17 protein-coding genes are annotated in these 20,139 nt (G+C 66.3%); 8 read left to right on the top strand and 9 right to left on the bottom strand.

The window, feature by feature from the left end:
• Positions 1–22 precede the first annotated feature (22 nt).
• The 3 genes from dalD (at position 23) to VGH68_RS05760 (ending at position 4,079) form a co-directional block, all read left to right on the top strand.
• Complete coding sequence (gene dalD / locus VGH68_RS05770) at positions 23–1,435, top strand: D-arabinitol 4-dehydrogenase (protein WP_331602566.1); 1,413 nt, start codon at positions 23–25, stop codon at positions 1,433–1,435.
• Positions 1,436–1,561: 126 nt separating this feature from the next.
• Positions 1,562–3,043, top strand: coding sequence for a xylulokinase (xylB, locus tag VGH68_RS05765; protein ID WP_331602564.1), 1,482 nt, complete (start codon positions 1,562–1,564; stop codon positions 3,041–3,043).
• Positions 3,044–3,131: 88 nt separating this feature from the next.
• On the top strand, positions 3,132–4,079 hold the full coding sequence (locus VGH68_RS05760) for a sugar-binding transcriptional regulator (protein WP_331602563.1): 948 nt from the start codon (positions 3,132–3,134) through the stop codon (positions 4,077–4,079).
• Between the two features lie 77 nt (positions 4,080–4,156).
• On the opposite strand, the gene VGH68_RS05755 is transcribed toward VGH68_RS05760, so the two are convergent.
• The 6 genes from VGH68_RS05755 to VGH68_RS05730 form a co-directional block, all read right to left on the bottom strand.
• Positions 4,157–5,266 (bottom strand): sn-glycerol-3-phosphate ABC transporter ATP-binding protein UgpC, encoded by a 1,110-nt coding sequence (locus tag VGH68_RS05755; protein WP_331602562.1) that lies wholly within the window; start codon positions 5,264–5,266, stop codon positions 4,157–4,159.
• A 72-nt stretch (positions 5,267–5,338) separates the two neighbouring features.
• Entirely contained in the window at positions 5,339–6,052 is a 714-nt protein-coding gene (locus VGH68_RS05750; protein ID WP_331602561.1) for an HAD family phosphatase, read from the bottom strand.
• Complete coding sequence (locus VGH68_RS05745; protein WP_331602560.1) at positions 6,049–6,924, bottom strand: carbohydrate ABC transporter permease; 876 nt, start codon at positions 6,922–6,924, stop codon at positions 6,049–6,051. The genes VGH68_RS05750 and VGH68_RS05745 overlap by 4 nt, the downstream gene beginning before the upstream one ends.
• On the bottom strand, positions 6,921–7,856 hold the full coding sequence (locus VGH68_RS05740) for a sugar ABC transporter permease (protein ID WP_331602559.1): 936 nt from the start codon (positions 7,854–7,856) through the stop codon (positions 6,921–6,923). Before VGH68_RS05740 ends, VGH68_RS05745 begins: the two co-directional genes overlap by 4 nt.
• A gap of 304 nt (positions 7,857–8,160) precedes the next feature.
• A complete protein-coding gene (locus tag VGH68_RS05735) occupies positions 8,161–9,483 on the bottom strand; it encodes a sugar ABC transporter substrate-binding protein (protein WP_331602558.1) in 1,323 nt (440 codons plus the stop codon).
• Between the two features lie 111 nt (positions 9,484–9,594).
• Positions 9,595–10,377, bottom strand: coding sequence for an L-iditol 2-dehydrogenase (locus VGH68_RS05730; protein WP_331602557.1), 783 nt, complete (start codon positions 10,375–10,377; stop codon positions 9,595–9,597).
• Between the two features lie 373 nt (positions 10,378–10,750).
• Between VGH68_RS05730 and VGH68_RS05725 the strand changes: the two genes are divergently transcribed.
• From VGH68_RS05725 to VGH68_RS05710, 4 genes are all read left to right on the top strand, one after another.
• Entirely contained in the window at positions 10,751–11,272 is a 522-nt protein-coding gene (locus tag VGH68_RS05725; protein ID WP_331602555.1) for a Fur family transcriptional regulator, read from the top strand.
• A gap of 87 nt (positions 11,273–11,359) precedes the next feature.
• Positions 11,360–12,355 (top strand): metal ABC transporter solute-binding protein, encoded by a 996-nt coding sequence (locus tag VGH68_RS05720; RefSeq protein ID WP_331602554.1) that lies wholly within the window; start codon positions 11,360–11,362, stop codon positions 12,353–12,355.
• Entirely contained in the window at positions 12,352–13,311 is a 960-nt protein-coding gene (locus VGH68_RS05715; protein WP_331602553.1) for an ABC transporter ATP-binding protein, read from the top strand. Before VGH68_RS05720 ends, VGH68_RS05715 begins: the two co-directional genes overlap by 4 nt.
• Positions 13,304–14,086 carry a metal ABC transporter permease gene (locus VGH68_RS05710; RefSeq protein ID WP_331602552.1) on the top strand — a complete coding sequence of 261 codons (783 nt, stop codon included), beginning with the start codon at positions 13,304–13,306 and terminating at the stop codon, positions 14,084–14,086. Before VGH68_RS05715 ends, VGH68_RS05710 begins: the two co-directional genes overlap by 8 nt.
• A gap of 79 nt (positions 14,087–14,165) precedes the next feature.
• Here the strand turns inward: VGH68_RS05710 and fghA are convergent, their stop codons facing one another.
• Both fghA and VGH68_RS05700 read right to left on the bottom strand, forming a co-directional pair.
• Positions 14,166–15,017 carry an S-formylglutathione hydrolase gene (gene fghA / locus VGH68_RS05705; protein ID WP_331602551.1) on the bottom strand — a complete coding sequence of 284 codons (852 nt, stop codon included), beginning with the start codon at positions 15,015–15,017 and terminating at the stop codon, positions 14,166–14,168.
• 62 nt (positions 15,018–15,079) lie between these two features.
• Positions 15,080–16,558, bottom strand: coding sequence for a xylulokinase (locus VGH68_RS05700; RefSeq protein WP_331602550.1), 1,479 nt, complete (start codon positions 16,556–16,558; stop codon positions 15,080–15,082).
• Between the two features lie 423 nt (positions 16,559–16,981).
• Here VGH68_RS05700 and VGH68_RS05695 point away from each other — a divergent pair, with 423 nt between their 5' ends.
• Positions 16,982–18,391 (top strand): nucleobase:cation symporter-2 family protein, encoded by a 1,410-nt coding sequence (locus tag VGH68_RS05695; protein ID WP_331602548.1) that lies wholly within the window; start codon positions 16,982–16,984, stop codon positions 18,389–18,391.
• Positions 18,392–18,618: 227 nt separating this feature from the next.
• Here VGH68_RS05695 and VGH68_RS05690 read toward each other — a convergent pair whose 3' ends face one another.
• Positions 18,619–20,139 (bottom strand): efflux transporter outer membrane subunit, encoded by a 1,521-nt coding sequence (locus VGH68_RS05690; protein ID WP_331602547.1) that lies wholly within the window; start codon positions 20,137–20,139, stop codon positions 18,619–18,621.

Below are 20,139 nucleotides of genomic sequence, written 5' to 3'. Positions count from 1 at the left end.
CTGCCCGACCTAGGAGACACAGATGAACAGCGGGCAAGGCAGCGGCGCGGCCGCACACGTGATCCTGCACATCGGCGCGGGATCGTTTCATCGCGCGCATCAAGCGTGGTATCTGCATCGGCTCAACGAGGCGAAGGCGGCCGGCGACCCGCACTGGTCGCTGACGGTCGGCAATATCCGCAGCGACATGAACGCGGTGCTAGACGCGCTCGCCGCGCAGAACGGCGTCTACACGCTGGAAACCGTCACGCCGAAGGGCGAGCGCGCGTACGAGACGATCCGCTCGATCGAGCGCGTGCTGCCGTGGCGCGAAGATCTCGCCGGCCTGATCGAGGCCGGCGCCGATCCGGCCTGCAAGATCATCGCGTTCACGGTGACCGAAGGCGGCTATTACCTCGACGAGCACGACCGGCTCGACCTGGCGAACCCCGACCTCGCCGCCGATCTTGCCGGCGGCCACACGACGATCTACGGCGCACTCGCGGCGATTCTCGAGGCCCGCATGAAGCGCGGCGCAGGCCCAGTCACGCTGCAGACCTGCGACAACCTGCGCAGCAACGGCGAGCGCTTTCATGCGGGAATGAGCGAGTTTCTCGCGCGGCGCGGCGCGGCCGATCTCGCGCAATGGTTCGATGGCAACACGTCTTGCCCATGCTCGATGGTCGATCGCATCACGCCACGCCCGACGCCCGACGTGCGCGAGCGCGTGAAGGCCGCAACCGGCGTCGACGACGCGAGCCCCGTGATGGGCGAGGCGTTCATCCAGTGGGTGATCGAAGACCGCTTCGTCGCCGGACGCCCGGCGTGGGAGAAGGCCGGCGCGGAACTCGTCGATTCGGTGCTGCCGTACGAAGAAGCGAAGATCCGCATCCTGAACGCGCCGCATAGCTGCATCGCGTGGGCGGGCACGCTGGTGGGGCTGAACTACATCCACGAAGGCACGCTCGATGCCGACATCCGCCAGTTCGCGTACGACTACGTGACCGACGACGTGATCCCTTGCCTCACGCCGAGTCCGCTCGATCTCGAACGTTATCGCGACGTCGTGCTGGAGCGCTTCAGCAATCCGCACATTCTCGACACGAATCAGCGCGTCGCCGCCGACGGTTTCTCGAAGCTGCCCGGCTTTATCGCGCCGACGCTTGCAGAATGCTTCGAGCGCGGCGCGACGCCGGCCGCGACCGCGGTGCTGCCCGCATTGTTCTTCCGCTTTCTCGAACGCTGGCACACGGGCAGGCTGCCGTACGCGTATCAGGACGGCGTGATGGACGAGCGCGTCGCGCACGGCTTTTTCACCGCACCGGACCCGCTGCGTGCGTTCGCCGCCGACAAGCTCCTGTGGGGCAGGATGGCGCAGACGCCCGAACTCGAAGCGGCGCTCGCCGGTGCGCTGGCGCGCGTCGACGCATGGCTCGCCAGACGCGGCGCGGCCTGACGGGCCGACACTCCGCTTCGATCCGCCTGGCTTCGACTCGCGCGCGCTGCCAGGCTTAATGCTCATGACAGCGCCCGCGATGTGCGGCTAAAGTAGCGCATCCCTAACGACGAAGGTTTCGCGCCCATGTACTTAGGCATCGACCTCGGCACGTCCGAAGTGAAAGTCCTGCTGCTCGCTGCCGACGGACGCGTGATCGGCACCGCAGGCTCTCCGTTCACGGTTTCGCGCCCGCATCAGCGCTGGGCCGAGCAGAATCCGGAAGACTGGTGGACCGGCACGCGCGCGGCGCTGGCCGCATTGCGCGCGCGTCATCCGGACGAATTCGCGCAGATTCGCGGCATCGGCCTGTCCGGGCAGATGCACGGGGCGGTGCTGCTCGATGCCGGGAATCGCGTGCTGCGGCCCGCCATTCTGTGGAACGACATGCGCAGCGACAAGGAGTGCGCGGAGCTGACGGAGCGCGCGCCGGAGCTGCACAGCGTCGCCGGCAATCTGGCGATGCCCGGTTTCACCGCGCCGAAGCTGCTCTGGGTCGCGCGTCATGAGCCGGACATCTTTGCGCGCACCGCCTGCGTGCTGCTGCCGAAAGACTATTTGCGCCTGCAATTGACGGGCGGCAAGGTGTCCGATCCATCGGATGCGGCCGGCACGCTGTGGCTCGACGTCGCCAAACGCGACTGGTCCGACTCGCTGCTCGCCGCGTGCGACATGACCCGCGCGCAAATGCCCGCGCTGCGCGAAGGCAGCGCACCGGCCGGCACGCTGCTGCCGGAAGTGGCGCGCGAATTCGGCCTGAGCGAGAACGTGATCGTCGCGGCCGGTGGCGGCGACAACGCGACCAGCGCGATCGGCATCGGCGCGACGCAGCCGGGCGACGGTTTCGTGTCGCTCGGTACGTCGGGCGTGTTGTGCGTGGTCGGCGACAGTTTCCGGCCGAATCCGGCGTCCGCGGTGCACGCGTTCTGTCACGCGATTCCGGATCGCTGGCATCAGATGAGCGTGGTGCTGTCGGCGGCGAGCTGTCTGCGCTGGGTCTGCAAGCTGACCTCTACCGACGAGCCGACGCTGCTCGCCGAAATCGCTGCGCTGCCCGCCGACGCGCTCACCACCGCGCCGCTCTTTTTGCCGTATCTGTCGGGCGAGCGCACGCCGCACAACGACCCGTACGCGCAAGGCGTGTTCTTCGGCATGAATCACGCGACCGATCGCGCGCTGCTCGGCTATGCGGTGCTCGAAGGTGTGACGCTCGCGCTGACCGACGGCCTCGACGCGCTACGCGCGGCCGGCACCGAGGCCAAGGTGTTGTCGCTGCTTGGCGGCGGCGCACGCAGCGATTACTGGGCCCAGTTGCTCGCCGACGCGCTCGATACCGTCACGGTCAAACACGGCGGCGGCGAAACGGGCGCGGCGCTCGGTGCGGCGCGTCTCGGCTGGCTCGCCGCGGGTGGCGATCCGGCCACGGTGCTGACCAAGCCGCCCGTCGAAAAAGAGTTCACGCCGAATCCGCGCCGCCACGCGGCATTGCGCACGCGGCTCGACGCGTATCGCGCGCTGTATCGCCACGTACGGCCGCTGTTCGATCCCGCGCGCACGCCGCTCGCCTGAGCGCTCCAGCGCGGCCGGCATCTGCGTGAACGCAGGGCCGGCCGCTTTCGTCGGCACACTGCAAATAAAACTCGAGCGAACCGTCATCGTGCCCAGGTCAACAGAAAAACTCGATCTCGCCACGCGCGCCGCGTGGCTTTACTACGTGGCGGGCAATACGCAAAACGAAATCGCCGAGAAACTGCAGGTGTCGCGGCCGGTCGCGCAGCGGCTGGTCGCATTCGCGGTCGAGAAGAACCTGATCCGCGTGCGCGTCGATCACAAGCTCGCCGATTGTCTGTCGCTCGCCGATCAACTGTCGAAGCGCTACGGGCTGAGCATGTGCGAGGTCGTGCCGATCGACGGCGACACCCCCGAACAGCTCGACCGCAAGCTCGCGGTGGCCGGCGCGCAGGTGATGGAGCGTTATCTGGCCGACGAAAAGCCGATGGTAGTCGCGGTCAGCAGCGGCCGCACGCTGAAGGCCGCGGTCGATCAGATCGCGCAGCTCGATCGTCCGCAGCACCGCCTGGTCTCGATGGTCGGGGCGATCGCGCAGGACGGCTCGTCGAACCGCTACGACGTCGCGCTGCACATTTCCGAGAAGACCGGCGGCAAGCATTTTCTGCTGCCGGCGCCGCTGCTCGCCGATAGCGAAGCGGAGCGCGCGCAGTGGTGCAATCACCGGCTGTATCGGATCGTCGAGTCGCTGTCCGCGCAAGCGGATGTCGCGTTCGTCGGCATCGGCAATATCGGCATCACGTGTCCGTTGCACGAGGACGGCTTCATCACGGAAGGCGAGGTGAACGAGCTGGTGGAGAACGGCGCGGTCGCCGAAATGCTCGGCTTGCCGATCGACGCGGCGGGCGCGCACGTCGAATCGCCGACCGGGCGGCGCGTGACCAGCATTGCACTCGACGCGCCGCCGCGCCGGCCGACGATCGGTTTTGCCGGCGGCCAGCGCAAGCGTGACGCGTTGATCGCGGTGCTCAAAGGCGGGTGGTTGTCGGGGCTCGTGACCGATGAGCTATGCGCGCGGGCGGCGTTGGACGCATAGCCGGCCAGCGTTCGTGCCGAACCGTTGTTCAATCGACCGGCAAAGCGGCGAAGGCGCCGCTTTGCTTGATCACACGATCAGGCCGCCAGCACCTCGACGATCCTGCGCTGGAACGCCTGACCTTCGCTATCGAACAGATGGCAGTGCTCCGGCGCGGCGCCGAGCTTCTGCACGTTGCCCTTCGCATGCCGCTCGAGCGGCGGAATCCGCGCAATCAAACCATCGGGCGCGACGCTCGATTCCGCGTACAGATAGGCGGCGTCGCCGAGCGATTCGACCGTCATCGTGCGCGCGTCGATACCGTCCTCGGTCGTGCTCACGTGCAAATGCTCGGGCCGGATGCCGACCGTCACCTTGTCGCCCTGCTTGACCGCGCCCGGCTCGACGCTGACGCGCTGCGTCTCGCCGGTTTCGTAACGCACGGTCACGCCGTCGTGCGTTACCGACTGCACGACACCTTCCATGAAGTTCATCTTCGGCGAGCCGATAAAGCCCGCGACAAAACGGTTCGCGGGCGCGTGATACAGCATCGTCGGCGTGCCGACCTGCTCCAGATTGCCCGCCGACAGCACGACGATCTTGTCGGCCAGTGTCATCGCCTCGACCTGGTCGTGCGTCACGTAGATCATCGTCGTCTTCAGCTCGTCGTGCAGACGCGCGAATTCGAGGCGCATCTTCACGCGTAGTGCGGCGTCGAGATTCGACAGCGGTTCGTCGAACAGGAACACCTTCGGCTTTCTCGTGATCGCGCGACCGATCGCGACGCGCTGGCGTTGACCGCCGGAGAGCTGCTTCGGCTTGCGATCGAGCAGATGATCGATGTGCAGGATCTTCGCCGCGTTGCGCACCGCCGCGTCGACCTCCAGCTTTTTCGCGCCGGCGAGTTTCAGGCCGAACGCCATGTTGTCGTACAGCGTCATGTGCGGATACAGCGCGTACGACTGGAACACCATCGCGATACCGCGCTTGGCCGGCGGCACGTCGTTCATGCGCACGCCGTCGATATTCAGATCGCCTGCGCTGATGTCCTCCAGGCCCGCGATCATCCGCATCAGCGTCGATTTTCCGCAACCGCTCGGCCCGACGAACACGACGAACTCGCCATCCGCGATGTCGAGATTGATGTCGCGCATCACCTCGGTGTCGTCGTAGGCCTTTCTGATGTTGCGCAAGGTTAGGCTTGCCATGATGTGTCTCCGTGTGATGCTATTCGATAGCGGGTGCCGCGTGCTGTCTGCTGCATGTTGTGTATCGCTTGCTTACGGCGCCGCCGCGGTCGCGCTCAGCGGCCATTGCGCGACCAGGTCCGGCAACTGCCCCATGTCGTCGAACACGTAGCGCGCGCCGGCCGCATGCAAACGATCGATCTGCGCATCGCTCGCATGACCGCCGCCGACAAAACCGAGCACCGCCATGCCCGCGGCGGCCGCCGCGGTGACGCCGGTCACGCTGTCCTCGACGACGAGGCACGCGCCCGGTGCCAGACCCAGGCCGCGCGCCGCCGCGAGATACACATCCGGCGCCGGCTTCGGATTGGGCACCGCGTCCGCGCAAAACAAACGCTCGCCGAAAAACCGCGCGAGACCCGTGCGCGCGAGCACCGCCTCCACATACGGGCGAAAGCTGTTGCTCGCGCATCCCTTGACGAGCGGCACCTGGGCGAGCGCCACCTCGATGCCGTCGACTGCCGGCGCCTGCATCGCCGCCGCTTCGACCGAGCGGCGGATCGCGTCGATTTCGCCGGCGTCGAGCTGTTTGCCGAGCTGCGTCGCAGTGTCCTGCAACACCCGCTCGATGCGCAATCCGAGCAGCGGCAGCACGACCGGCTCGACGTCCGTGCCGGGCCAGCGCGTCTCGAGTTCATGCACGAGCACGCGCGCGGCCACCGCCTCGCTGTCGATCAGCACGCCGTCGCAATCGCAGATCAACGCGAACCGGCTCGCAGGCGTGCCCGCCTCCGCGCCTGCCGTCATTTGACCGCCCCGAACGTCAGGCCGCGCACCAGTTGCTTCTGCGACAGCCAGCCGACGATCAGGATTGGCGCGACCGCCAGCAGCGATGCGGCCGACAGCTTGGCCCAGAACAATCCTTCGGGGCTCGAATAGGACGCGATGAACACGGTCAGCGGCGCCGCGTTCGAACTCGACAGGTTGATGCTCCAGAACGCCTCGTTCCACGCGAGGATGACGAGGAGCAGCGCGGTCGACGCGAGCCCCGGCAGCGACATCGGCATCAGCAGATAGACGATTTCCTGCCACGTCGCGGCGCCGTCCATGCGCCCGGCTTCGAGAATGTCGCGCGGAATCTCGGCGAAGTACGTGAACGACATCCACACCGCGATCGGCAGATTGATCAGCGTGTACACGATGACGAGGCCCGACACCGTATCGAGCAGCCCGCTGTTTTTCCACAGCAGATAAATCGGCACCAGCACGCCGACCGACGGCATCATCTTGGTCGAGAGCATCCACAGCAGCACTTTCTGCGTGCGGCGCGTCGGGAAGAAAGCCATCGCGTACGCGGCCGGCACCGCCAGCACCAGGCACAGCAGCGTGACGCCGATCGAGATCAGCACCGAATTCCACGCGAACGCGAAGTAGTTGCTGCGCGCGAACACCTCGCGGAAGCTATCGAGCGTGGGCACGAAAAACAGCGACGACGAATAGGCCTGCTGCTCGGTCTTGAACGCGGTGATCGTCATCCAGAAGATCGGAAAGAACAGCAGCAGCGCGACCAGCCAGGCGATCACGCCGGGAATCGCACGCAGCACCGGCGCGAACGGCGATTTGGCCGGTAGCGCGACAGGCTGCGCCGTCGAGGCCGGGGTAGAGGCAACGTGGCTCATTTTTCGTACTCCCCTTTCAGGTTCTTCGCGAGCATCCGCACGAGGAAGATCGACACGATGTTGGCCAGCACGACCGCGAGAATGCCGCCCGCCGAAGCAAGACCGACGTCGAACTGTTGCAGGCCGAGCGAGAAGATCAGGTACGACAGGTTGGTGGTCGCATTGCCCGGACCGCCGCCCGTGGTCGTGTAGATCTCGGCGAAGATCGACAGCAGGAAAATCGTCTCCATCATCACGACGACCGCGATCGCGCGCCGCAAGTGCGGCAGCGTGATGTAGAAGAACATCGAGAACGGACCCGCGCCGTCGATGCGCGCCGCTTCCTTCTGCTCCTGGTCGAGCGACTGGATCGCCGTGAACAGGATCAGGAACGCGAACGGCAGCCACTGCCACGCGACGATCATGATGACCGCGCTCAACGGATACTGGGCGAACCAGTCGATCGGCGTCATGCCGAGCGCGCGCATGCCCTGCGCGACCAGGCCGTACACCGGGTGCAGGATCATGTTTTTCCAGATCAGCGCGCTCACTGTCGGCATCACGAAAAACGGCGCGATCGCCAGCAGCCGCGCGACGCCCTGACCATAGAACTTGCGGTCGAACAGCACCGCCATCAGCACGCCGCCGCCGACCGTGATCACGAGCACCGATACGATCAGCTGGATGGTGTGAATGATCGACGGCCAGAACGAGGGATCGGTGGCGAGATAACGGTAGTTGTCGAAGCCGGCGAACCCGCGCAGGTCGGGATTGAGCAGGTTGTAATGCGTGAACGAAAACCAGATCGTCATCGCGAGCGGAATCGCCATCCACAACACGAGTACGCCGACCGACGGCGCGACGAGCCAGCGGGCCGAACTGGCCTTGCGCTGTTCGCGCTCCTTCTCGGTCTGGGGATGGGTTTGCATCAGAGGTAGGCGCAAGGGACGCATGATGGACCACCTGTTCGGTAATGCGCGGAGCGTTCGCCCGAACCGCGCGACGCGCGCTCGCGAATGGCGAATCGCCCGCTGGGCCGCGTGAGCCGGCCGGCGCGCATCGGTTGATGCGCATCGGCCGGTGCGTGCCGCATCGATCGATGCGGCGGGCCTGGCGCGGCAAGTGCCGGGTTGCCCGCCCTCGCTGCGCATCGGGCTGGCTCGCGCGGTACTTGCCGCGTTCGTTTGCGGCGCTGGTTTGCCGCGATGCTTGCCGCTGACTTCGCGGTTGCTGCCTGGTGAGTTCCGGTCAGCCCGGTTACTTCTGGTAGCCCGCCTGCTTGACCGCGCGATCGGCCGCGGCGTTGCCGGCCGCGAGCGCCTGGTCGACCGTCATCTGCCCGGCGATCGCGCCGGAGACGCTCTGCCCGACCACGGTGCCGAACGACTGAAACTCGGGGATGCCGACGAACTGCACGCCGGTGTACGGCACCGGCTTCAGCGTCGGATGATCCGGGTCGGCGGTCTCGATCGCCTTCAGCACGAAGTCGCCGAACGGCGCAGCCTGCTTGTACTCGGGGCGCGCGTAAGTGGACTGACGCGTGCCGGGCGGTACCGACGCCCAGCCTTCATCCTTCGCGACCAGTTCGATGTACTCCTTCGAGGTCGCCCACGTGATGAACTTTTTCGCCGCGTCGGTTTGCTTCGACGACTTCGGAATCGCGAGCGCCCACGCCCACAGCCAGTGCGAGCCCTTCGGCGTAACCTCGGTCGGCGCCGCGGCAAAGCCGACCTTGTCGGCGATCTGCGACTGCTGCTTGTTGTACAGCATGCCGGCCGCGACCGTCGCGTCGATCCACATCGCGCATTTGCCCGACGACATCAGCGTGAGGTTTTCGTTGAAGCCGTTCGAGCTCGCTCCGGGAGGGCCGTCCTTCCTCAGCAGATTGACGTAGAAGGTGATCGCCTTCTTCCATTCCGGCGAGGTCAGCTGCGCGTGCCACTTCTCGTCGAACCAGCGGCCGCCGAACGTGTTCACGACCGTGGTCGCGTACGCCATGTTCTCGCCCCAGCCTGCCTTGCCGCGCAGGCAGATACCGTACTGCTCCTTGGACTTGTCGGTGAGCTTGTCGGCGAATTGCGCGATCTGGTCGTAGGTCGGCTGATCGGGCATCTTCAGGCCCTTGGCCGCGAACAGGTCCTTGCGGTAATACGTCATCGAGCTTTCGACGTAGAAGGGCAGCGCATACAACTGGCCGTTCGCGGACAGGCCGTCGCGGGCGGTCTTCACGACGTCGTTGAGATCGTAGTCGGCGGGCAGGTTGGTGAGCGGCGCGAGCCAGCCGCGCTTGCCCCATTGCGGTGTTTCGTATGCGCCGATCGTCATCACGTCGAACTGGCCGCTGCCGGTCGTGATGTCGGTCGTCGCGCGCTGACGCAGCACGTTTTCCTCGAGAATCACCCAGTTCAGCTTGATGTCCGGATTCGCCTTTTCGAAGGCCGGCGATAGCTTCTTCAGCTCGATCATGTCCGGATTGTTCAATGTGGCGATCGTCACCGTCGCCGCCGACGCGCTCAGCGTGAAGCATGCGGCCGCGCCTGCACCGGCCGCCTTCAGCGCGAATTTGAAAGCTGGTTTCATCGTTGTCTCCTGTTCTCGTGCGTTATGTCGTGCTGCGTTCGTTGTTCGGAATGACGCGCCAGCAATCGCGGGCGAGGTGCCCGCTTTCAGCTCATTTTTCAGCTGTTCTTTTCAGCTCATCCAGTTACCGCCGTCGACGTTCAGCGTCTGCGCGGTGATGTAGTCCGCGTCGGCCGACGCGAGAAACAGCGCGGCGCCGGTCAGATCGTCGGGCACGCCCATGCGTCCGAGCGGCACCGCCTCGCCGACGAGCCGCTTTTTCTCGCCGAGCGGCCGGTTCTCGTAGCGCGCGAACAGCGCATCGACTTCGGCCCACATCGGCGTATCGACGACACCCGGCGCAATCCCGTTCACGTTGATCTTATGCGGTGCGAGCGCGAGCGCCGCGGACTGCGTATAGCTCAGCACCGCCGCCTTGGTCGCGCAGTAGTGAGAGACCAGCGCCTCGCCGCGCCGGCCGGCCTGCGACGACATATTGATGATCTTGCCGCCATGGCCCTGCTCGACCATCTGTCGCGCGACGGCCTGCATCAGGAAGAACATGCCCTTCACGTTCACCGCGAACAGCCGGTCGAACACGTCCCAGGATTCGTCGAGCAGCGGGCGCATGTCGAATAGCGCCGCATTGTTGAAGAGGATGTCGATCTGGCCAAAGCCGCCGAGCGTGCGGGATACGATCCGATCGATGTCCTCGCGGCGCGTGACATCCGCGCTGAGCGCGAGCACGCGCTCGCCGTAGCTGGCGCGCAAGCTGCCGCCGATGCTGTCGGCCGGCTTCACGTCGACCAGCACGCAGCGCGCGCCTTCATCGAGATAGCGCTGCGCCACAGCCTCGCCGATGCCGCTGGCCGCGCCAGTCAGGATGGCCACCTTGTCCTGCAATCGTGCCGCCACTAGCTGTCTCCGGGTTCGTTCTGCATGCTGACCGGCGGTGAGCGAACGCTCGTTGCGCGATCAATTGCTCTGTAAGTGATCGAATGATCGGATACGGACTGGGGCATGTCAAGGCGCGTCGCGAGATTTCGATGGTGCAGCGCGGCAGGCGATCTCGTCGGTTCGAAATGCGGTGGCACTGACAAAAGTTTGCGATACGTTATATCATTCGCGGCTCGTGGCGCTTCGAGCGGCCGGCCACGTTTGCTTCTTTTGAGTGCGCTGGCTCTGTTTTACGGCTCGGGTGCGCTGCGGCCCGAGCCACTGCCGCAACCCGGCAGCACGACATGCGCGATGCGCCCGTCGCCCGCCCCATCAGGAGATTTAGATGCCGATGACTACTTCACTCGCAGAACAGCACGCCGTGCGGCTCGCGTGTGCGGAAGTGCACGCCGCGTCGCACCAGCTCACGCTGACGCCGCTGCGCCGCCAGGTGTACGCGGCGATCGTCGCGAGCGGACGGCCGGTCGGCGCGTATGAGTTGCTCGACGCGCTCGAACCCGAACGCGGCCGCATGCCGCCGACTACCGTCTACCGTGCGCTCGAGTTCCTCGTCGCCCACGGTTTCGTGCATCGGATCGAATCGAAGAATGCGTTCGTCGCGTGCTGCGAGATCGGCGTGCCGCACAGCAGCCAGTTCCTGATTTGCGATCGCTGCGGCGCGACCGTCGAGATTCCCGGCGACGAACTCGCCGACCAGCTGTCGCATAGCGCGCCGGCGCACGGCTTCGAAGTGCATCGTCAGGTGATCGAGCTAAGCGGGCTGTGCGCGCTGTGCGCTCGCGCGCTCAGACCCGATGCCGCTGACAGCGGCGCCCCCGCCACCGACGGCGCGAGCGGCGAGCCAGCGCGATGAAGTGCGCAACGCCCCACTGAGCGCCACCCGTACCCATTACTGCCACCGCCGGTGGTTCATCCAACTCTCACGCAGCAGGAAACAACGATGAAAACAATCGGCTCGATATTGACTAACGCGCGGCGCGCGCTGAAGCGGTCGAACGCTGTGCCGGCCTGTCTGCTCGCGGCCGCCGCGTTCGCGTTCGGCCACGGCGCGTTTGCAGCCGACGCGAAAGCCGCGGGCAATGCCGGCACGACAATCCCGGTCGTCGCCGCGGAGAACTTTTACGGCGACGTGGTGCGGCAACTCGGCGGCGATCGCGTCGACGTGACCAGCATCCTCAGCAACCCGGACCAGGACCCGCATCTGTTCGAAGCGAGCACGGCCACCGCGCGCGCGTTGCAGCACGCGAGCGTGGTCGTCTACAACGGCGCGGACTACGATCCGTGGATGACGAAATTGCTGGCCGCGTCCAAAGGCACGCAACGTACCGTGATCGTCGCAGCCGATCTCACCGGCAAGAAAGGCGGTGACAATCCGCACCTGTGGTACGACCCGGCGACGATGCCGAAGGTCGCGCACGCGCTCAGCGACGCGCTGGTCGCGGCCGACCCCGCGCACAAGTCGGCGTACGATGCGAACCTCGCGAAGTTTCTCGCTTCGCTGAAGCCAATCGACGCGAAAGTCGCCGAACTGCGCGCCCGCTATGCGGGCGTGCCGGTCACGGCGACGGAGCCGGTGTTCGGGTATATGTCAGACGCGATAGGGCTCGCGATGCGCAACCAGCGTTTCCAGCTCGCGACGATGAACGACACCGAGGCGAGCGCGGCCGATATCGCCGCGTTCGAACGCGATCTGCGCGAGCGGCGTGTGCGCGTCCTGATCTATAACAGCCAGGCAACCGAAGCGCTGACCCGGCGCATGCTGAAACTCGCGCAACAATCGAAGCTGCCGACGATGAGCGTCACCGAGACGTTGCCGGCCGGCGAGACCTATCAGCAGTGGATGCTCACGCAGCTCGACGCGCTGGACAAGGCGCTCGCCGCGGGCGACGCAAACGGTACGAACGGCGCGAACGACGCCAAGGGAAAAACGCCATGACTTCCAATGGCCGCCAGGCGCGCGCGGGTGCGCCGACCGGCGCATCCACCGCCGCCGCGAACGACGCGCCCGCGCTCGAACTCGAGCGCGTGACGTTAGACCTCGGCGGACGCACGATCCTGCGCGACACGAGCTTTGTCGTGAACCAGGGTGAGTTCATCGGTGTGCTCGGGCCGAACGGCGCGGGCAAGACCACGCTGATGCGCGCGGCGCTCGGTCTCGTGCCGGCCGCGACCGGTGCGATTCGCGTGCTTGGGCAGGCGGTCGAGCGCGGCAACGCATCGATCGGTTACATGCCGCAGACGCGCAGTGCGCTCGCGAGCCGCCGCGTGCGCGGCCGCGATTTCGTCGCGATGGCCGCCGACGGGCATCGCTGGGGCCTGCCACATGCGGATGCGGCAACCCGCGCGGACGTCGACCGGGTGCTCGATCTGGTCGGCGGCAGCCAGCTCGCGTTGCGGCCTTTGTCGGAGCTATCGGGCGGCGAGCGTCAGCGGCTGCTGCTCGCGCAGTGCCTGCTCGGCAACCCGAAGCTGCTGCTGCTCGACGAACCGCTGATCAGCCTCGATCCGCATCATCAGAAGAGCGTCGTCGAACTCGTGCGGCGCGTGCAGCGGGAACTCGGCATCGCGGTGCTGTTCTCCGCGCATGAACTGAATCCGCTGCTCAATTCGCTCGATCGCGTGCTGTATCTCGGCAGCGGAGTCGCTGCGCTCGGCACCGTCGACGAGGTGATCACGCGCCCGGTGCTGTCGCGCCTGTACGGTTCGCCGATCGACGTGATGCGCGTCAATGGCCGCATCTTCGTGATGTCGGGCAGCGTCGAGGTCGGCAAGCTCGATCACGAGCATGAAGACGATGAGGACGGCGGACATTCGCACGGTCACTCGCACGGTCATTCCCACGGCGACTCACACAAGCACGGCTCACCCGACGGACACACACACGATGTTTGAATACGACTTCATGGTGAACGCATTCGCGGCGTCGGGGATCGTCGCGGTGCTGGCCGGCGTGGTCGGCTATTTTCTGGTGATGCGCGGCCAGACCTTCGCCGGTCACGCGCTGTCGCATGTCGGCTTCACCGGCGCGACCGGCGCGGTGCTGATCGGCATTTCGCCGATCTGGGGGATGATCGGCTTCACGCTCGTTGCGGGCGTCGGCATGGGCGCGCTCGGTGAACGGCTGGCCGGCCGCGACGTCGCCATCGGCGTGATTCTGTCTTTGTCGCTCGGCTTTGGCCTGCTGTTTCTGCACTTCTTCACCGCGTACGCAACCCAGGTCACCGCGCTGCTGTTCGGCAACGTGCTCGGCGTCAATGCATCGACGCTCGGCGTGCTCGCGGGGCTGGCCGTCGTTAGTCTCGCCGCGCTTGCGGCGATCATGCGGCCGCTGCTGTTCGCGTCGTTGCAACCGGAACTCGCCGAAGCGAAGGGCGTGTCGCTGCGCCGCGTGTCGGTGCTGTTTCTCGCGATCGCCGCGCTGGCGGTGGCGGCGTGCACGCAGATCGTCGGCGTGCTGCTCGTGTTCACGCTGATGGTCGGACCGGCCGCCGCCGCGCAGAACCTGTGTACGCGGCTGTCCACCGGTCTGGTGCTGGCCGCGGTATTCGCGCTCGCGCAAGCGTGGCTCGGCTTGACGCTCGCGTTCTATACCGACTGGCCGACCAGCTTCTGGATCACCGTGCTCTCTGCGCTCGTGTATGGCGCGAGCCTGCTGCGGCGGCATTGAGCGACAGCGGCGTTGATCCAATCAAAGCGGCGGCAACCTGACGTGCCGCCGTTTTCACTTCTGAGCGCGCTTTGACGGCTTACCCGAGCAATACCCGCGCGTGATGCGCGAGGTGATCTTCGATGAACGTCGTGATGAAGTAGTAGCCGTGGTCGTAGCCCGCATGCCGGCGCAACGTCAGCGGCTGCCCTGCGGCCTCGCACGCGGCTTCGAACACGTCCGGATTCAGTTGCTCGGCGAGGAACTGATCCGCGAGGCCCTGATCGACCAGGATCCCTTGCGCGAATTTGCGCGCTGCATGCGCGACCAGCTCGCTCGCGTCGTATTGCTTCCACGCTTCGCGGTCGTCGCCGAGATAACCGCTGAATGCCTTCTCGCCCCACGGGCACCGCATCGGCGCGGCAATCGGCGCAAACGCCGACACCGATCGATAAATCTCCGGATTGCGCAGCGCCAGCATCAACGCGCCGTGCCCGCCCATCGAATGACCAAAGATGCCGAGGCGCCCGCCGTCGACCGGCAGGTTCTCGAGCACCGTGTCGCGTAGCTCGTCGCACACATACGAGTACATGCGGTAGTGCCGGGCCCACGGCTCGCGCGTTGCATCGACGTAAAAACCCGCGCCGGCGCCGAAGTCCCACGCATCGGTTTCGCCCGGCAGGTTCGCGCCGCGCGGGCTCGTGTCCGGCGAAATCAGCGCGATGCCGTGCTTTGCCGCGAAGCGCTGCGCGCCCGCCTTGGTCACGAAGGTCTCTTCGGTACAGGTCAGCCCCGCCAGATAGAACAGCGCGGGCACCTTCGCATCCGCTTGCAGTGCCTGCGGCGGCAGATACACCGAGAAGCGCATCGGCAGGCCGATCGTGCGCGATGCGTGGCGATAAAAGCGCTGCTCGCCACCGTGGCAGGCATGCGACGAGAGTAGTTCGAGCATCGTCAAAGGCTCCTGTATGTGGGTGTGGTGCTAGCGAAGCAATGTTATTGCAATCGGTGGTGCTACCGCAGATCGGCCCGCGGCGTGCCGCCGAACCACGGCTCGACACGGCCGTACAGATCGAGAAAGCGTGCATATCGCTCAGCCAACGCGGCATCGCCGCGCGGACCTGCAACGCGCGTCGCGTGAGGCGCCAGCGCGGCGAGATCGCGTGGCTGCCAATGCCCGTACGCGAGAGCGCCGAGTATCGCCGCGCCGCGCGGCGCCGCGTTCGGACACTCGACCGCGTGCAGTTCGACGTCGAGCGCATCGGCAAGCAGTTGCCGCCAGCGTGCATCGACGGAACCGCCGCCCGCGAGTTTGAGCGCGGCCACCGGCGCGCCGCTCGCGCGAATCGCGTCGAGCCCTGCGCGCAGTGAGAACGCGACGCCTTCGAACGCGGCGCGCATCATTGCGCCACGCGTGTGTTCGAGCGACAGACCAAGCCAGCCGCCGCGCGCCTGTGGGTTCAGCCACGGTGTGCGCTCGCCGCTGAGGTAAGGGAGGAAGGTGACGCACGAAGATGCGTCGGGCTTCGTGTCGGCTGCCTGGCTCGCGCTATCGTTAGCCGACTCGCTAAACGCTTCCCGATAAGCGTCCGCCCACTCATACGACAGCCAAGCGCGCACCCGCTCCAACGCGATACCGACGTTCTGCATCGCCGCCATCCGATACCAGTGATCGGTCGCCGCGCGATAGCGATGCAGCCCCTTGAACGCCGCCGGTTCGTGGTCCGCCAGCACGACGATCTGTCCGCCGGTGCCGGTGGTCAGCAACGCGTCGCCGTCGCGCGACAGTCCGCCGCCGAGCGCCGCGCAAGGGGTATCGCCCGCACCGGTCGCGAGCACGATGCCGGCGCGCAAGCCCAGCGCCTGCGCGGCCTGCTGCGACAGCGCACCGGACGCTGCATACGACGAGGCCAACGGCGCGAACCACGCGCGCGGAATATCGAGCCGCTCGAGCAGCGCCGTGTCCCACACGCCAGCCGGATTGGCGAGCGCGGTCGCGCAGGCATCGGATGGATCCGTGACCCACGCGCCGCCGAGCGTGACGCGCAGCCAGTCCTTCGGTTGCAGCGCCCAGCGCGTGCGCCGCGCCGTCTGCTGCTCATGCCGCACGATCCAGCGCAGCAGCGGCCCCGCCATGCCGGGCGCGACCGAATTCGGCTGCGGCTCGGGCCACGCATCGAGCAGATCGAGCGCGCGCGAATCGGGCCACAGCATCGCCGGCCGGACCGCTTCGCCCGCCGCATCGGTCAACACGACACCGTGCATCTGCCCGGACAAGCCGATCGCGCGCACGCCGTCGCGCAAGTCGCGCGGCAGACCCGCCATCGCGTCGACGAGCGCGCGCCACCACGTCCGCACGTCGAGCTCGGCCCAGCCCGCGTGCGGCGTATCGAGCGCATAAGCGACGCTCGACACCGCCTGCTCGCGGCCAAGTTCGTCGACGATTGCCGCTTTCAGGGAGCCGGTGCCGAGGTCGATGCCGAGAAAACTCATGTGCGCTGGGACGTTGAAATGGAAATGACAAACGAGACCGCAAGCCGGGACAAAACCGAAGTTGCGCCAGCTGGCCATTCGAGCCGTGCTGAAGCCGACTCGCGGGTTAACCCCGCCGCGCCGCGACGCGCGTCAAAACAGGACTATGCGTGGGGCGTGATACACCTCATGGATTCTCACACATATCCCCACGCGCGACGCGGCCGCGACGCGCACGCCGTCTGGCGCCGCGATCTCCGCCCGATAGGGCTTGCCGCCGGTTCGCACCAGGCTGGCCATGCGCGTACCTTTAATCCACCTTTCAAAACGAGCGCCTGCATATCGTCGCCGGGAATGCCGGAATAGGCCCCAGCGGTCTTGTTGTGGCTTTTCGTCCCCGATACCTTGGAGTCATCCCAAAACGAGACGGTGGAGAGAGACGATATGCAAGCGAACACGGTTCACCCGTGCGACGAACGCCTGCCCGCGGGCCAGTTGCTGACCCTCGGCATCCAGCACGTACTGGTCATGTACGCTGGGGCCGTCGCGGTCCCGCTGATCATCGGCGCAGCGCTCAAGCTGCCGAAGGACCAGATCGCGTTCCTGATCAGCGCCGATCTGTTTTCGTGTGGGATCGCCACGTTGATCCAGACGCTAGGCCTGTGGATCTTCGGCATCCGGCTGCCCGTCATCATGGGCTGCACGTTCGCGGCGGTCGGCCCGATGGTCGCGATCGGCAGCAATCCGTCGCTCGGCATCCTCGATATCTTCGGCTCGACGATCGCGGCCGGCGTGGTCGGCATTCTGCTCGCGCCGGCGGTCGGCAAGCTGCTGCGCTTTTTCCCGCCGGTCGTGATCGGCGTGGTGATTTCGGTGATCGGGCTCTCGCTGATGGAAGTCGGCATCAACTGGGCGGCCGGCGGAGTTGGCAATCCGGACTACGGCAATCCGGTTTATCTGGGGCTATCGCTGCTGGTGCTGACGCTGATCCTGCTCATCAACAAGTTCGCGAAAGGTTTCATCGCCAACATCTCGGTGCTGCTCGGTATCGTCGCGGGCTTCGTGATCGCGCTGATGCTCGGCCGCGTGAACCTGGACGGCGTGATGCACGCGCCATGGGTCGGCATCGTGATGCCGTTCCACTTCGGGCTGCCGCACTTCGATCCGCTGTCGATCGCGACGATGGTCACCGTGATGTTCGTCACCTTCATCGAATCGACCGGCATGTTCCTCGCGGTGGGCGACATGGTCGATCGGCCGGTCGATCAGAAGACGCTTGTGCGCGGGCTGCGCGTCGATGGTCTGGGCACGCTGATCGGCGGCATCTTCAACTCGTTTCCGCATACGTCGTTTTCGCAGAACGTCGGGCTGATCGGCGTGACCGGCGTGAAAAGCCGCTTCGTCTGCGCGATGGGCGGCGTGATCCTCGTGCTGCTCGGCCTGTTCCCGAAGATGGCGCAGGTCGTCGCGTCGGTGCCCGCGTTCGTGCTCGGCGGCGCCGGCATCGTGATGTTCGGGATGGTCGCGGCGAACGGCATCAAGGTACTGTCGCGCGTCGACTTCGTGCGCAATCACCACAATCTGTTCATCGTCGCGGTGAGCATCGGGCTCGGGCTCGTGCCGGTCGTGTCGCCGCGCTTTTTCGCGCAACTGCCGCCGACGCTTTCGCCGCTGCTGCACAGCGGGATTCTGCTCGCGTCGGTGTCGGCGGTCGTGCTGAACCTGGTCTTCAATGGCGTGAAGAGCGAGAAGAACGCGCAGTGCGAGATTCGCCGCGCCGGGCATGATCTCGATGGACGCGCGGGCAGCGAGCCGCAGCAAGACCCGATGCTGCGCGCGGCCGATTTGCATTGAGTGCGGCGCAGCGACCTCGGCGCCGGCCGTTCGCTGCGGCTGAGCTCTCCCCGGTTGACGCGGTGGCGAATGCCACGCATCAGTAAAAAAAGCCACGGCGTGCCGTGGCTTTTCTGTTTGCTGCTGCGCTTGCAGTCGCGGCGGGCTCGCCTGTACGACCTGCCGGAAGCCGGGCCGCGCAAGCGCATCGCATCGCATCGTTCAGCGCTTTGCGCGAACGCGCCCGCTTACCCCGCCGTCGCGGCCGACGCCGCGGTCGGCGCGCTCGCCGCACCATAATCGACCGGCGCGTCGGCAGGCCGCGGCTGATCGCCGGTGTGCTCGATCCAGCCGCCGCCGAGCGCCTGGTAAAGCGTGACGAGGTTCTGCAGACGTTCCATGCGCGCGGTGACGAGCGAGCGCTGCGCTTCGTACAGCGCGGTCTGCGCGGTCAGCACCGACAGATAGCTGTCGACGCCGTTTTTGTAGCGCAGGTTCGATAGATCGAGCCGGCGCTGCTCGGCCGCCGTGTCGCGCTCGAGTGCCTGGATCTGCTGATCGTAGGTGCCACGCGCGGCGAGGCCATCGGCCACTTCGCGGAAGGCCGTTTGAATCGCCTTTTCATACGTGGCGATTTGCACGTTCTTCTCGATGTTGGCGAGGTTCAGGTTGGCGATGTTCTGCCCGCCCTCGAAGATCGGCAGCGTGATCGAAGGCGCGAAGCTCCATGCCGCCGAACCCGGCTTGAACAACCCGCCGAGCGTCGGGCTCAGCGTACCGAAGCTGCCGGTCAGCGATACCTGCGGGAAGAACGCCGCGCGCGCCGCGCCGATGTTCGCGTTGGCCGCGAGCAGGTTCTCCTCGGCCTCCATGATGTCGGGACGGCGCGTCAGCAGATCGGACGGCAGACCCGCCGGAATGTCCGTCAGCAGGTTCTGGTCGTTCAGCGGCAAGCCCTTGGGCAGGTCGTCCGGCAACGGTTCGCCGACCAGCAGCACCAGCGCGTTTTCCGCCTGCGCCAGCAGGCGCGCCTGCGCCTGCAGATTCGCCTGCGCGGTCTCGACGACCGTTTGCGCCTGACGCAGATCGAGTTCAGAACCCGCGCCAGTGTCGAACTGGACCTTCGTGATCCGGAACGACTCCTGTGCGTTCGTCAGCGTGTCTTGCGTGACCTTCTGCAGATCGTCGAGTTCGAGCAGCGTCAGGTACTGGTTCGCGACCTGCGAGACCAGTGCGATTTCCGCGGCCTTGCGGGCCTGAGCGGTGCCCAGGTAGGTGGCCAACGCCTGATCCTTCAGGCTCTGAATCCGCCCGAAGAAGTCGATCTCCCACGATGCGTTCAGGCCGACCGAATAGGTGGTGGAAATCGTCGGGCTGGCGGGCGTGAACAGCAGGTCGCGCGGCGTGCGCTGCCGGCTTTCCGACGCAGCGGCGTCGAGCGCCGGAAAGAGACCCGCGCGCACGATCCGGTACTGCGCGGCCGACGCCTGCATGTTCAGTACCGACACACGCAGATCGCGGTTGTTCTTCAGCGCGAGTTCGATCAGCTGCCGCAGACGCGGATCGACGAAGAACTCGCGCCAGCCGATGTCGGCGGCATTCTGACCGTTCGCGGTGCGCGCGCTGGTTGCGCCCGGCTGTTCGTCATACACGCCGCCAGTCGGGAAGGTGGCCGCCGTGGGCTCGGCCGGCCGCTCGTAATGCGGCGCCAGCGTGCAACCCGCGGCGAGCAACGCCACCGCCACTGCAATCAAAGAGTGTTTTTGCAT

It is taken from the genome of Paraburkholderia sp., assembly GCF_036488505.1.
In the GTDB taxonomy this organism is placed as follows: Bacteria; Pseudomonadota; Gammaproteobacteria; order Burkholderiales; family Burkholderiaceae; genus Paraburkholderia.
This window is presented reverse-complemented; position numbering and strand designations above follow the sequence as displayed.